The sequence below is a fragment of the Pseudomonas syringae group sp. 247E2 genome, assembly GCF_032587795.1.
Taxonomy (GTDB): domain Bacteria; phylum Pseudomonadota; class Gammaproteobacteria; order Pseudomonadales; family Pseudomonadaceae; genus Aquipseudomonas; species Aquipseudomonas amygdali.
The window spans coordinates 354,605-368,427 of the sequence record NZ_JAWHPK010000008.1 but is presented as its reverse complement, the minus strand read 5'-3'; the positions used below and the strand labels follow the sequence as shown (position 1 = coordinate 368,427).

Annotated in this window: 11 protein-coding genes; 5 read left to right on the top strand and 6 right to left on the bottom strand. The window is 59.2% G+C overall.

Features of this window, described 5'->3' with window-relative positions; translation table 11 throughout:
• Positions 1-115: 115 nt before the first annotated feature.
• The 5 genes from RYC18_RS08880 to RYC18_RS08860 all read left to right on the top strand — a co-directional run bounded on the left by RYC18_RS08880 (position 116) and on the right by RYC18_RS08860 (position 5,236).
• Positions 116-676 (top strand): chorismate--pyruvate lyase family protein, encoded by a 561-nt coding sequence (locus RYC18_RS08880; protein ID WP_316885306.1) that lies wholly within the window; start codon positions 116-118, stop codon positions 674-676.
• The gene (gene ubiA, locus RYC18_RS08875) at positions 676-1,566 is read left to right on the top strand and encodes a 4-hydroxybenzoate octaprenyltransferase (protein ID WP_016980650.1); all 891 of its coding nucleotides are present in this window, start codon (positions 676-678) and stop codon (positions 1,564-1,566) included. Before RYC18_RS08880 ends, ubiA begins: the two co-directional genes overlap by 1 nt.
• Before the next feature lie 168 nt (positions 1,567-1,734).
• The gene (gene phoB, locus RYC18_RS08870) at positions 1,735-2,424 is read left to right on the top strand and encodes a phosphate regulon transcriptional regulator PhoB (protein ID WP_002555882.1); all 690 of its coding nucleotides are present in this window, start codon (positions 1,735-1,737) and stop codon (positions 2,422-2,424) included.
• Positions 2,425-2,474: 50 nt separating this feature from the next.
• The gene (gene phoR, locus RYC18_RS08865) at positions 2,475-3,797 is read left to right on the top strand and encodes a phosphate regulon sensor histidine kinase PhoR (RefSeq protein ID WP_005744878.1); all 1,323 of its coding nucleotides are present in this window, start codon (positions 2,475-2,477) and stop codon (positions 3,795-3,797) included.
• Positions 3,798-3,895: 98 nt separating this feature from the next.
• Positions 3,896-5,236 (top strand): hemolysin family protein, encoded by a 1,341-nt coding sequence (locus RYC18_RS08860; RefSeq protein WP_002555884.1) that lies wholly within the window; start codon positions 3,896-3,898, stop codon positions 5,234-5,236.
• A gap of 622 nt (positions 5,237-5,858) precedes the next feature.
• Here RYC18_RS08860 and RYC18_RS08855 read toward each other — a convergent pair.
• From RYC18_RS08855 to RYC18_RS08830, 6 genes are all read right to left on the bottom strand, one after another.
• Positions 5,859-6,761 (bottom strand): peptidoglycan DD-metalloendopeptidase family protein, encoded by a 903-nt coding sequence (locus tag RYC18_RS08855; protein WP_004659063.1) that lies wholly within the window; start codon positions 6,759-6,761, stop codon positions 5,859-5,861.
• Between the two features lie 229 nt (positions 6,762-6,990).
• A complete protein-coding gene (locus tag RYC18_RS08850; protein WP_002555886.1) occupies positions 6,991-7,881 on the bottom strand; it encodes a response regulator in 891 nt (296 codons plus the stop codon).
• A 203-nt stretch (positions 7,882-8,084) separates the two neighbouring features.
• Positions 8,085-8,846 (bottom strand): phosphate signaling complex protein PhoU, encoded by a 762-nt coding sequence (gene phoU / locus RYC18_RS08845; protein ID WP_002555887.1) that lies wholly within the window; start codon positions 8,844-8,846, stop codon positions 8,085-8,087.
• A gap of 70 nt (positions 8,847-8,916) precedes the next feature.
• On the bottom strand, positions 8,917-9,750 hold the full coding sequence (pstB, locus tag RYC18_RS08840) for a phosphate ABC transporter ATP-binding protein PstB (protein WP_005734982.1): 834 nt from the start codon (positions 9,748-9,750) through the stop codon (positions 8,917-8,919).
• Positions 9,751-9,816: 66 nt separating this feature from the next.
• The gene (gene pstA / locus RYC18_RS08835) at positions 9,817-11,433 is read right to left on the bottom strand and encodes a phosphate ABC transporter permease PstA (RefSeq protein ID WP_316886133.1); all 1,617 of its coding nucleotides are present in this window, start codon (positions 11,431-11,433) and stop codon (positions 9,817-9,819) included.
• A 69-nt stretch (positions 11,434-11,502) separates the two neighbouring features.
• Entirely contained in the window at positions 11,503-13,788 is a 2,286-nt protein-coding gene (locus RYC18_RS08830; RefSeq protein WP_005757015.1) for an ABC transporter permease subunit, read from the bottom strand.
• Positions 13,789-13,823 lie beyond the last annotated feature (35 nt).

Below are 13,823 nucleotides of genomic sequence, written 5' to 3'. Positions count from 1 at the left end.
ATCGGCAGGCCCGGATGCAAGTCTGATTCTATAACCTGACGTACTACCGGCGGTCGGTCGGGGCCTGCAATCATGCTAAGCTCGCGGCCTCGTTGGCTGCCGGAACTGGCTTACCGTGACCCAGCAATCCCCCGCATTCATTAGCCCGATCTGGCTCAAGCGCGAGCAATTGATCGATGCGCCCGAACCAATAATGCTCGACTGGTTGTTCAATCAGGATTCCCTCACACGCCGGCTGGACCGTTTGTCTGACGGTGGCCTCAGCGTATTTCCGCAATTCGAAGGCTGGCAGGCTTTGCGCCGTGATGAGTGTCTGGCGCTGGGCCTGCCACTTGCCAGCGAAGGCTGGGTGCGCGAGGTGTACTTGTGCGGTAATGACAGCAACTGGGTATTCGCTCGCAGTGTAGCCGCCCGCAGCGCTTTGCAGGACGGTGGCCTGAATATGGATGAGCTGGGCACGCGCTCGCTGGGTGAGTTGCTGTTCAGCGACCCTGCGTTCGCGCGCGGCACCCTTGAAGTGTGTCATTACCCTGAAGCCTGGCTGCCTGACGCTGTTGCAGCTGGCGGACTATGGGCACGCCGCTCGCGATTCAGTCGTGGTGCGTTGAGCATGCTGGTCGCCGAAGTGTTCCTGCCCGCTCTGTGCAATGCGATCCATGACAAGGACCCTGTCTGATGTACCTGTCCCTTCTCAAATCCCTCAATCGTCTTAGCCCCCGCGCCTGGGACTTTATCCAGCTGACACGTATCGACAAGCCCATAGGCATTTACCTGCTGCTGTGGCCAACCCTGTGGGCAGTCTGGATTGCAGGCAAGGGCTCGCCGTCGCTGAAGACAGTGTTCATCTTTGTGGTGGGCGTATTTCTGATGCGCGCGGCAGGCTGCGTGATCAATGACTTCGCCGACCGCAAGGTGGATGGCCACGTCAAACGCACCGAGCAGCGTCCTCTGGTCAGTGGCAAAGTCAGCTCACGGGAAGCGCTGGCGCTGTTTGCGGTGCTGGTCGGCCTGAGCTTTGTGCTGGTGCTGTTTACCAATGCGACAACCATCTGGCTGTCGTTCGGCGGTCTGGCGCTGGCTGCCTGCTATCCATTCATGAAGCGTTACACCTATTACCCGCAAGTGGTGCTGGGTGCTGCGTTTTCGTGGGGCATGCCGATGGCATTTACCGCAGAAACCGGCGACCTGCCAGCTGCGGCCTGGCTGCTGTACATCGCCAACCTGCTATGGACCGTGGGCTACGACACCTATTACGCAATGGTCGATCGTGACGATGACCTGAAAATCGGCGTGAAATCCACTGCCGTACTGTTCGGCGATGCCGACCGGGTGATCATCCTGACCCTGCAAGGTCTGGCGCTGGGTTGCCTGATGCTGGCCGGCGCGCGTTTTGAATTGGGTGCGTGCTTCTACATAGGCCTGCTGGCAGCAGCAGGATGCTTTGCCTGGGAATTCTGGAGCACCCGTCAGCGCGAGCGGGACGCCTGCTTCAAGGCTTTTTTGCACAACCACTGGGCCGGGCTGGCGATATTTTTGGGTATCGTCGCCGACTATGCGGTGCGCTGAAAACAGCCACCGCCAGCCTCTTTCCGACTGAAATAAACGCAGGATCGCGAGGCCCACCGACCTCCCGAAACCTGTCGGCGTGCTAGCCTCAACCACACCTGTCACACGACTGCAATAATTCCGTTATCTAATGCGCCCCAAGACAGTTAAATGACAAGAGGTTCGAGCATGGCTGGCAGGAGCATCCTGATCGTTGACGACGAAGCGCCTATTCGTGAAATGATCGCCGTTGCGTTGGAAATGGCTGGATACGACTGTATTGAAGCCGAAAACTCTCAGCAGGCCCATGCGATTATCGTCGACCGCAAACCTGACCTGATTCTGCTCGACTGGATGCTGCCTGGCACATCCGGCATCGAACTGGCCCGTCGCCTTAAACGTGATGAACTGACCGGGGACATCCCGATCATCATGCTCACTGCAAAGGGTGAAGAGGACAACAAGATCCAGGGCCTGGAAGTCGGCGCTGACGATTACATCACCAAGCCCTTCTCGCCCCGCGAGCTGGTGGCACGTCTCAAGGCCGTGCTGCGTCGTGCCGGCCCGACTGATGGCGAAGCACCTATCGAAGTCGGCGGTCTGCTGCTCGACCCGATCAGCCACCGCGTCACCATCGACGGCAAACCGGCTGAAATGGGCCCCACCGAATACCGTCTGCTGCAATTTTTCATGACCCACCAGGAGCGCGCCTACACCCGTGGCCAGTTGCTGGATCAGGTCTGGGGCGGCAACGTCTACGTCGAAGAGCGTACGGTTGATGTGCACATCCGCCGCCTGCGCAAGGCCTTGGGCGATGCGTATGAAAATCTGGTACAAACCGTGCGCGGCACTGGCTATCGCTTCTCGACAAAGAGCTGACAGGCGTTGCGTCGACGCAGGGCAGTGACCAGACAAGGATTTACCCTTAATTGAATCAAAATTGGCACGGCACCTTGATACGCCACATGTTGTTGCTGGTCACCGCCTGCCTGTTGGTCGGCCTGATCAGTGGACAGTATGGCTGGAGCCTGGCCACCGGACTGGGCCTGTATCTGGCCTGGACCCTCAAACAACTGCTGCGTCTGCATGACTGGCTGAGCAGTCACAAGGCTGACGAGCCGCCTCCGGACGGTTATGGTCTGTGGGGCGAAGTCTTCGACAGCATCTACCACCTGCAACGTCGGGATCAGCGCGTCCGTGGCCGCCTTCAGGCCGTTATTGACCGCGTGCAGGAGTCCACCGCCGCGCTGCGTGATGCAGTGATCATGCTCGACAGCGACGGCAACCTGGAGTGGTGGAACCGTGCCGCTGAAACCCTGCTGGGTTTAAAGACGCCGCAGGACAGTGGTCAGCCCGTGACCAACCTGGTCCGGCATCCGCGCTTCAAAGAGTACTTTGCGCTGGGCGACTACAGCGAGCCGCTGGAGATTCCCTCACCGACCAATGATCGCTTGCGCATTCAGTTGTTGATTACCCGTTACGGCAACAATGAGCACCTGATGCTGGTGCGCGATGTGACGCGCATCCATCAGCTGGAGCAGATGCGCAAAGACTTCGTCGCCAACGTGTCTCATGAGTTGCGCACGCCACTGACGGTGATATTCGGTTATCTGGAAACCCTGCTCGATAACGTGGACGAGGTCAATCCGCGCTGGGTGCGGGCGCTGCAACAGATGCATCAGCAAGGCGGGCGCATGCAGACGCTGCTCAACGACTTGCTGCTGCTGGCCAAGCTCGAGGCTACCGATTACCCATCGGACAATCATCCGGTAATGGTCAGTACCTTGCTCAAAACCATCACCGCCGATGCCAACGCGTTGTCGGGCAGCAAGAACCAGCAGATCCACCTGAGCCTGGAAAGCGATATGCGCCTCAAGGGCAGCGAAAGCGAGCTGCGCAGCGCGTTTTCCAACCTGATCTTCAATGCCGTCAAGTACACCCCGGCAGAAGGCGTCATCCGTATCCGCTGGTGGGCCGACGAGCGGGGCGCGCACCTGAGCGTGCAGGATTCGGGGATCGGCATCGAGACCAAACACCTGCCGCGCCTGACTGAACGTTTCTACCGGGTCGATACCAGCCGCGCGTCGAATACCGGCGGTACAGGGCTCGGTCTGGCCATCGTCAAACATGTGCTGCTGCGCCATCGCGGCAACCTTGAAATCAACAGTGTTCCCGGCAAGGGCAGTGTTTTTACCTGTCACTTTGCCAGCGGCCAACTGTCCAAACCCGTACACGACGATTCAGACTACTAGGCAATCGCGCCTTGAGCCGCTACATTGCCGGGCTCATAGCGTCTTCTCTGGCGTGACATTACCCTCTTCTGTTAATACGGACCCTGCAAAACCCCATCATGGACCCTTCCCCTAGTTTCAACCTGTCTTCACTCTTCGCCGATTTCGGCATGATTCTTTTTGCTTTGTTCCTGGTCCTGCTCAACGGCTTTTTCGTTGCGGCAGAATTCGCCATGGTCAAACTGCGCTCGACCAAGGTTGAAGCCATTGCCGACAAGAACGGCTGGCGCGGGCACATTCTGCGCAAGGTACACGGCCAGCTGGATGCCTACCTTTCAGCCTGCCAGCTGGGTATCACCCTCGCCTCCCTGGGCCTGGGCTGGGTCGGTGAACCGGCGTTCGCGCATCTGCTGGAGCCGTTGCTCGCAGCGCTGGGCGTCGATACTCCGGAGCTGATCAAGGGCGTGTCGTTTTTCACTGCGTTCTTCATCATTTCCTACCTGCACATTGTCATCGGCGAGCTGGCCCCCAAATCCTGGGCGATCCGCAAACCGGAACTGCTGTCGCTGTGGACAGCGGCCCCGTTGTACTTCTTCTATTGGTTGATGTACCCGGCGATCTACCTGCTCAACGCCAGCGCCAACGCCATTTTACGTATTGCAGGCCAGGGTGAACCCGGTCCGCATCACGAACACAGCTACAGCCGCGATGAGCTGAAGCTGATTCTGCACTCCAGCCGTGGCCAGGACCCCAGCGATCAGGGCATGCGCGTGCTGGCGTCTGCTGTCGAAATGGGCGAGCTGGAAGTGGTCGACTGGGCCAACTCCCGCGAAGACATGGTGTCGCTGGACTTCAATGCGCCGCTCAAGGAAATCCTCGCCTTGTTCCGCCGCCACAAATTCAGCCGTTATCCGCTGTATGACGCTGAACGTGGCGAGTTTGTCGGCCTGCTGCACATCAAGGACCTGCTGCTGGAACTGGCAGCGCTGGACCACATCCCGGAGTCGTTCAACCTGGCTGAACTCACCCGCCCGCTGGAGCGTGTTTCGCGACACATGCCGCTTTCGCAGCTGCTGGAGCAGTTCCGCAAGGGCGGCGCGCACTTTGCCGTGGTCGAGGAAGCCGACGGCAAGATCGTCGGCTACCTGACCATGGAGGACGTGCTTGAAGTGTTGGTGGGCGACATCCAGGACGAACATCGCAAGGTGGAGCGCGGCATTCTCGCGTATCAGCCGGGCAAACTGCTGGTACGGGGCGATACACCGTTGTTCAAGATCGAGCGTCTGCTGGGCATCGATCTGGACCACATCGAAGCCGAGACACTGGCCGGTCTGATCTACGACACACTCAAGCGCGTGCCGGAAGAAGAAGAGCAAATGGAAGTCGAAGGCCTGCGCATCATCATCAAGAAGATGAAAGGCCCGAAAATCGTACTCGCCAAGGTGCTGAAGCTGGACTGACCCTATCAGGTCTACCCGTTCAAGAGCGGACGCAAGGTGTTCTACCGGACGCCTATCGTTCCTCACGCTCCAGCGTGGGAATGCCTTGGGTAACGCGCCGCGCCGCATACTCAAAACGGACGCAGAGCGTCCAGAACTGCATACCCACGCGGAGCATGGGCACGATAGGTGCTCTCCCGGACGCCTATCGTTCCTCACGCTCCAGCGTGGGAATGCCTTGGGTGAAGCTCCGCATCACAAATCTGCGCCGCGCCGCATACTCAAAAGCGGACGCAGAGCGTCCAGAACTGCATACCCACGCGGAGCATGGGCACGATAGGTGCTCTCCCGAACGCCTATCGTTCCTCACGCGCCAGCGTGGGAATGCCTTGGGTCACGCTCCGCGTCACAGATCTGCGCCGCGCCGCATACTCAAAGCGGACGCGGAGCGCCCAGAACTGCATACCCACGCGGAGCATGGGCACGATAGGTGCTCTCCGGACGCCTATCGTTCCTCACGCTCCAGCGTGGGAATGCCTTGGGTGACGCTCCGCATACTCAAAGCGGACGCGGAGCGCCCTGAACGGCATACCGACGCGGAGCGTCGGCACGATAGTCAAGAAATGCACGGTCGCCCCAGCAGTCAATTCCCGCCGACGGCGAAGTTGGGCAGGCTCTGCACTGGTCTGGCGAATTCGTAAGGGATCGATACCAGTTCATGGCCCGAATTGCGTTGCACGACAAAGTGCAGATGCGGGCCGGTGCTGTTGCCGGTATTACCCGACCGCGCCAGCGCGGTTCCGACGCTGACCCGCTGACCTTCCCTGACACTCACCGAACCGCGCATCAGGTGCAGGTAGACGCCCATCGTGCCGTCTTCGTGCAGAATCCGTACGAAGTTGCCTGACGCATTTGACCCCCTCCCTGACTGGCTGTTTTCGATCTTTATCACCGTCCCGCCGCGTGCGGCGATGATCGGCGTGCCTTCGGGCATGGCAATGTCCATCGCATAGCGGCCCTTGGCACCGTAATGACTGTATTTACCATTCGGCCCCTGAGTCAGGCGAAACGGTCCGCCAATCCACGGCAATGGGTATTTATAGGCCTGCACCGAACCTTTGGGATCGCCCAGGGTTGAAGTCAGCACCGAGGCGTAGTTCATCGGCTTGCTCCCCACTTTGGGGCTCAGCACCACCACACGTTCATTACTGCGCGCAGGGATCGTGCGGCGCAGCGTTGCTGACGAGCCAGAGACGCCCAGCACGTTGGTTACGCTGGAAAGCTTGAGTTCGACCTCGACCGGGGCGTACAGATCGTTGCGCACGTACAGGCTGTGCACGCCCTTTTCACGTCTGACGCTCAAATGCACCTGGCCGTCGATACGCTCGACCATCCGGTCCCGAAACACCATGACCGATGCGCCAGGTGTTGGCCGATCCGAGAACGACACCACGCCATCGGCATCGGTGAATTTATAGATCGTGACTGCCCCGGCCGACTGCACAGTCAACATCAGGGCAAACAGGATAAGCAAGCGTGCAAGCATCAGAGGCGTTCGGGTTCAAGGGCACTGGGTGCCAAGCCTAGCAGCCTTGCAGACAGAAGAGGACTCGTCGGTATCAATCGGACATGAATAACGCGCCAGACAAGCCACGGACACAGCATGATCAGCGAGGGGGTGATTGCAGCGGGGTGAAGTTATTAGGTAGCTGTGCAGTAGGTATTTGGGGCATGCCAACGCGAACGTCGGCATGCCAGTCAGCAGGAGGCGTGTATCAGGCTCCGGGGATAAAGTGCTTCTGAGCCGTGCCACGTGCGATCAGGCGCGACAGGTAGTCGAGCTTCTGCGCATCCTGATCGACAAAGCGGAAAGTCACTTGCAGCCATTCACTGTCAGGCTTCTGCTCGAACGCGGCAACGGAGTGCAGGTAGCCATTCAGGCGTGCGACCTCGTTGCTCTCGCCTTGCTCAAGGTCCAGTACCGCGCTGTCGAGCACCTGCGGCAGGTTTTCGCTGACGCGTATCACCAGTGTGGCGTCTTTCAGCGTCAAAGCCTTGATCACGCACGACTGAATGCCGTTGGGCAGGCGCAACTGACCCTGTCCACGACCGGCAGGCTCCGGCGATTTGGCTGCTACAGGCGGCGCCTTGGCGATACCGGCAGGCGCGGCAGCTGGCGTGGCGCGAACCACTTCGGCCTTGCCGCCGGTCAATGCACTGAGCGAGTCATTGAGCGGCGAGTTCATGCGTGCCGGAGCTGTGGACATGACCGCATCAAGCTTGCCGACCTTTGCCAGCGCCTTCTTGACCTTGGTCAGCAACTGCTCGTTGGTGAACGGTTTGCCGACAAAATCGGTCACGCCGGCCTGAATAGCCTGCACGACGTTTTCCTTGTCGCCACGGCTGGTCACCATGATGAACGGCACGGTTCTCAGGTAATTGTCTTGCTCACGACACCATGTCAACAGCTCCAGGCCGGACATCTCGGGCATTTCCCAGTCGCACAGAATCAGATCGAACGACTCTTTGCCCAGCAAAGCCTGAGCCTTGCGACCATTGACTGCGTCCTCGGTATGAATCCCGGGAAAATAATTGCGCAGCCCTTTCTTGACCAAGTCGCGAATGAAAGTCGCGTCATCCACCACCAATACACTGACCTTACTCATCGACGCTCCTGCGGGCGTGTTCACCTGGAGGCGAACTGCGGTATGCCAACACGCCCTTTGTTTCGGCAAGCATAGCGTTGACCGGTGGCCAACTGCCATATTGATTGACTGCGCCGCGACATTTAATCCGCAGGCGACGGGAATACTCGTCTGCACAACGAAAAACGCCCAGCGCATGCTGGGCGTTTTTCTCGCAGGCAATCTTACTTATCGTCAGCGTCGCCCGGAACATTAGCGGTTTCGCTCGAGATACCCTGCACTTCTTCCTTCATGCGCTTGAGCCCCATGTGCCGCACGTCGGTGCCACGCACCAGATAAATCACCAGCTCGGAAATGTTGCGAGCATGGTCGCCGATGCGCTCCAGAGAGCGCAGCACCCAGATGACGTCCAGCACGCGGGAGATCGAGCGTGGATCTTCCATCATGTAGGTCGCCAGCTCGCGCAGGGCGGTTTTGTACTCACGGTCGATGGTCTTGTCGTACTGCGCGACCGACAGGGCCAGCTCGGCGTCGAAACGCGCGAACGAGTCCAGGGCATCGCGAACCATGTTGCGCACCTGATCACCGATATGACGGACCTCGACGTAACCGCGTGGCGCCTCGCCCTCTTCGCAGAGTTTGATGGCGCGGCGGGCGATCTTGGTGGCTTCATCACCGATGCGCTCCAGGTCGATCACCGACTTGGAAATGCTGATGATCAGGCGCAGATCGGACGCCGCTGGCTGGCGACGAGCCAGAATGCGCAGGCATTCTTCGTCAATGCTGCGCTCCATCTGATTGATCCGGTCGTCGACCTCGCGAACGCGCTGGGCAAGACCAGAGTCGGCCTCGATCAGTGCCGTGACAGAATCGTTCACCTGCTTCTCGACCAGGCCACCCATTTCGAGCAAATGGCTGCGAACGTCTTCGAGTTCAGCGTTGAACTGTTGGGAAATGTGATGCGTATGGCTGTCTTTGTGGATCATGCTGGGTGTCCTTGGAACGTCCGGTTAATAGCGAAAACGCAGCGGTGGTTCAGGTCTGACGAAGCACGTCCTAGCCGTAACGACCGGTGATGTAGTCTTCTGTCTGTTTTTTTGCCGGGTTGGTGAACAAGGTATCTGTATCACCGAACTCGACAAGTTTGCCCATGTACATAAACGCGGTGTAATCCGACACCCGAGCCGCCTGCTGCATGTTGTGCGTAACGATCACAATGGTGTATTTCGATTTCAGTTCGTAGATCAGTTCTTCAACTTTAAGGGTCGAAATCGGGTCAAGTGCCGAACAGGGTTCGTCGAGCAGCAGCACTTCCGGCTCCACGGCGATCGTTCTGGCAATGACCAGACGCTGCTGCTGCCCCCCGGACAAACCCAATGCCGACTCATGCAGTCGATCCTTGACCTCATCCCAGAGCGCAGAGGCTTTCAGCGCCCACTCGACGGCTTCATCGAGTACGCGCTTCTTGTTGATGCCCTGAATGCGCAGGCCGTAGACCACGTTTTCATAAATCGTCTTGGGGAACGGGTTCGGCTTCTGGAACACCATGCCGACGCGCCGACGCAATTCAGCAACTTCCTCGCCTTTGGTGTAGATGTTGTGACCGTACAGGTTGATTGCGCCTTCAACGCGGCAGCCATCGACCAGATCGTTCATGCGATTGAAACTGCGCAACAGGGTCGACTTGCCACAACCGGACGGACCGATGAACGAGGTCACTTTCTGCTTGGGGATATTCAGGGCAATATCAAACAGCGCCTGCTTGTCGCCATAGAACAGATTCAGACCCGGCACTTCGATGGCCACGGTCTCATCGGCCAGATCCAGGCGTTGCTTGTGACGCCTCAGGGCCGACATGTTCATGCCGTGAGTCGGGCTTTCATGCTGCATGGATTGCTCCTGTGCGAACGATTCGCTTCATCGAACGGCTGCGTTTGCCAAAGGGCGAATTCGGGATCAATTGTCGAGCGCCTTATATTTTTCCCGCAAATGGTTACGGATACTCACAGCCGAGAGATTGAGCAAGGCGATGACCAGCACCAGCAACAGCGCGGTGGCGTAGACCAGCGGGCGCGCCGCCTCGACGTTCGGGCTCTGGAAGCCGACGTCGTAAATGTGGAAACCCAGGTGCATGATCTTCTGATCGAGATGCAGATAAGGATAGTTGCCATCCAGCGGCAGCGACGGGGCCAGTTTGACCACGCCCACCAGCATCAATGGCGCAACTTCCCCAGCGGCACGCGCCACCGCCAGAATCAGGCCGGTCATCATTGCCGGGCTGGCCATTGGCAATACAATCTTCCACAGCGTCTCGGCCTTGGTCGCGCCCAGCGCCAGCGAGCCTTCGCGCAGGGTCAGCGGAATACGCGCCAACCCTTCTTCGGTGGCCACGATCACCACCGGCACGGCCAGCAGCGCCAAGGTCAGCGAGGCCCATAACAGGCCTGGCGTACCAAACGTCGGGGCTGGCAGCGCTTCAGGAAAGAACAGCCGGTCTACCGAGCCGCCGAGCACATAAACGAAAAAACCGAGGCCGAACACGCCGTACACAATCGCCGGCACACCGGCCAGGTTGTTCACCGCAATGCGGATCAGCCGGGTAACCGGCCCCTGACGCGCGTACTCGCGCAGGTAAACCGCTGCCAGCACACCGAACGGCGTCACGATCACTGCCATGATCAGGGTCATCATCACCGTGCCGAAGATAGCCGGGAAAATACCCCCTTCGGTGTTGGCTTCGCGAGGGTCGTCACTGAGAAATTCCCACAGTTTCTGGAAGTAGAAACCCAGCTTGGTAAAGGTGCCCATCGCGTTGGGCTGGTAAGCACGCACCACTTTGCCCAGGCTGAGTTCGATTTCTTTGCCATTGCCATCGCGTGCCGTCAGGCTGTCGCGATCAAAAGCCTCATGCAGGCCGTCCAGACGCCCCTCGATGACCTTGTAACGCGCGTCCAGCTCGGCACGTTCTGCAGCCATGTCAGCTTGCGCAGCGGCATCGAGCCGGCCATTGAGTTCCAGCTTGCGGGCCTGCAGACGCAGGCGCTCAATACCGTGATTGATGGCCCCGATGTCTTTCTTTTCCAGAATATAGAGTTCGTCAGCCAGCTTTTCGACGCGTTTGATGCGCTCTTGCAGGATCGGCCAGGCAGCTTCGCCTTGCGCCACTATCCGGCCATCTTCCTTGACGTTGACCAGATAGCCGTAGAAATTGCCCCACTCCCGGCGCTCCAGTGTCATCAGTTCGGCAGGACGGCTCTGGTCGGTCAGCCAGTCGCCCACAACCCAGGTGAAATCGCTGGGGTTGAGGTCACGGTTGCCAACCTTGAACAGCTCACGGGTCATGAACTCCGGCCCTTGGTCAGGCACCGGCAGACCCGCGCTTTTCAAACGCGCACGAGGAACCTGTTCCTGCTCGACCCGCTCACCGACCAGCACACTCGATTCCTGATTGGGCACCGCATAACGTGCGACCACCAGATCAGCGGGCCAAAAGTGCCCAAGACCCCGCACGGCGATCACTGCCAGCAGGCCGATGGTCATGATGACAGCGATGGATACGGCACCCGCACTCATCCAGACGCCAGGGGCGCCGCTTTTGAACCAGCTCTTGAGGGAGTTCCGCTTCACCAACGCCTACCTTCTTTACAACGCCGAGTATTGCTTGCGCAGTCGCTGACGAATCAACTCTGCGAGGGTGTTCATCACGAAGGTGAACATCAACAGCACCAAGGCCGCCAGAAACAGCACCCGATAATGGCTGCCGCCCACTTCCGACTCCGGCATCTCCACCGCGACATTGGCCGCCAGCGTGCGCATGCCTTCAAACAGATTCATGTCCATGATCGGCGTGTTGCCGGTCGCCATCAGCACAATCATGGTTTCCCCCACGGCCCGGCCCATGCCGATCATCAAGGCCGAAAAAATACCGGGGCTGGCGGTCAGGATGACTACACGCGTCAGGGTCTGCCACGGCGTTGCGCCCAGCGCCAGAGAGCCCAGTGTCAGGCTGCGCGGCACGCTGAACACGGCGTCTTCGGCAATTGAATAGATGTTGGGGATCACCGCGAAACCCATTGCAATGCCGACCACCAACGCGTTGCGCTGATCGTAGGTGATGCCCAGTTGGTCGCGGATCCATGTGCTCATGTCGCCGCCGAAGAACCAGCTCTCCAGGTGCGGACTCATGCTCAGTGAAAACCAGCCCACCAATAGCACAACGGGAATCAGGATCGCGCCTTCCCAGCCATCGGGCACGCGCAGGCGAAGCGAGTCAGGCAGACGGGTCCAGAAAAAGCCTGCCAGCAAAATGCCGATCGGCGTGAGTAGCAGCAAACTGAAGATGCCCGGCAAATGACCTTCCAGGTACGGTGCCAGAAACAATCCGGCAAAGAAACCGAGAATCACCGTCGGCATCGCTTCCATCAATTCAATCACCGGCTTGACCTTGCGGCGCATGCCCGGCGCCATGAAGTAGGCGGTGTAGATCGCGGCAGCCACGGCCAGCGGCGCGGCCAGCAGCATGGCGTAGAAAGCCGCTTTCAGGGTGCCGTAGGTCAACGGTGCCAGGCTCAGCTTCGGCTCGAAGTCGGAGTTGGACGCCGTGGATTGCCAAACGTACTTGGGCTCGTCGTAATTCTCATACCAGACCTTGCCCCATAGCGAGCTCCAGGAGACTTCCGGGTGCGGGTTGTCCAGCGCCAGCGGCAACAGCTTGCCAGCGCTTTCGATCAGAACCCGGTTGGCGCGCGGCGATAACGCCAGAATGCCGGGACCGTCAGTTACCTTGTCGATCAGCAAGGTTCGGTGCGCGGTGCTGTGGAACACGCCAAGCTTTCCCGAGGCGTCCAGAGCAATGAAGCCCTTGCGCCGCTGTTCGGCCTTGATCTGCTCGATAGGTGCGCTGCCCATTTTAAAGTCGCGGATGCGCATCAGGCGCTGCTCGCCGTCAGTGTCCCGGGCCATGAACCACTGGGACATGCTGCCCTTTGAGTTGCCAATGATCAGCGAAATACCGCCGACCAGCTGGGCACTCGCCGTGATCTCGGCGTTACCGTCTTCCAGCAATTTATAGCGACCATTGAGGGTTCGGTCGCGCAGGCTGAACACATCCGCCTGCGCGCGACCATTGATGACATACAACCATTGCTGGCGCGGGTCGATGTAAATCGCTTTAACGGCGGCCGACATCTGCGGTAGCTCGATGCGCGTCTGCTCACGCGTCATCTCGCCGGTCATCATGTTTTCTTTCTGCTCGAGCGAGATAACGTGCAACTGAGTGCCGGTAGACCCTGCCAGCTTGAGGCTGTCGCCATCGGCACTGACGGTCACATGCTCGACTGCGCGACCGGCCTCATCCAGCACCAAAGGCGCTTCGCCGTAGGGCCAGGCCACGCTCGGGGTGATGGTTTTCTGATTGTTCGGATAGGTCGTCAGGTACGAGTGCCTGAACACCAGCACCTGGCCATTGGACAGGCCCAAGGCTATCAATGGCGCGCCGGGCTGATCCTTGCCGATGGAAGCGACGGACACGCCAGCGGGCAGTGGCAAGGCAACCTTATGCAGCTCTGCGCCATCCTTGACGTTGAAAAAGATGACTTCACCCTTGTCGGAAATGCGCATCCCGATCTGGTTCTGCTCTTCGATTGCGATCATCAACGGCGCACCCGCATCCTGCATCCAGGCGGTATTCAGCACGGGTTCGGAGGTGAGGCTTGCGCCTTTGAAGAGCGGCGCGACGACATAGGCCAGATAGAAGAAGATCAGTGTGATCGCCGCCAGAACGGCAAGGCCACCAATAGCGACGTACCAGTGAGTGAGGCGATCCTTGAACGCACGGACACGACGCTTTCTCACCATCGCAGGCGTATTGAAATCAATACGCGCTGGAGGCGAGCTTTGGTCCATCGTCGATTTGAACAGCTCATTCATGCGCACACACCGTAGACGCCTTGTATGACAGAAAC

Coding starts and splice junctions, on each gene's coding strand:
- pstA (WP_316886133.1), bottom strand. CDS start 11,433: ATGAGTGCGGGTGCCGTATCCATCGCTGTCATCATGACCATCGGCCTG.
- phoB (WP_002555882.1), top strand. CDS start 1,735: ATGGCTGGCAGGAGCATCCTGATCGTTGACGACGAAGCGCCTATTCGT.
- RYC18_RS08860 (WP_002555884.1), top strand. CDS start 3,896: ATGGACCCTTCCCCTAGTTTCAACCTGTCTTCACTCTTCGCCGATTTC.
- RYC18_RS08830 (WP_005757015.1), bottom strand. CDS start 13,788: ATGAATGAGCTGTTCAAATCGACGATGGACCAAAGCTCGCCTCCAGCG.
- phoU (WP_002555887.1), bottom strand. CDS start 8,846: ATGATCCACAAAGACAGCCATACGCATCACATTTCCCAACAGTTCAAC.
- ubiA (WP_016980650.1), top strand. CDS start 676: ATGTACCTGTCCCTTCTCAAATCCCTCAATCGTCTTAGCCCCCGCGCC.
- RYC18_RS08850 (WP_002555886.1), bottom strand. CDS start 7,881: ATGAGTAAGGTCAGTGTATTGGTGGTGGATGACGCGACTTTCATTCGC.
- RYC18_RS08855 (WP_004659063.1), bottom strand. CDS start 6,761: ATGCTTGCACGCTTGCTTATCCTGTTTGCCCTGATGTTGACTGTGCAG.
- pstB (WP_005734982.1), bottom strand. CDS start 9,750: ATGCAGCATGAAAGCCCGACTCACGGCATGAACATGTCGGCCCTGAGG.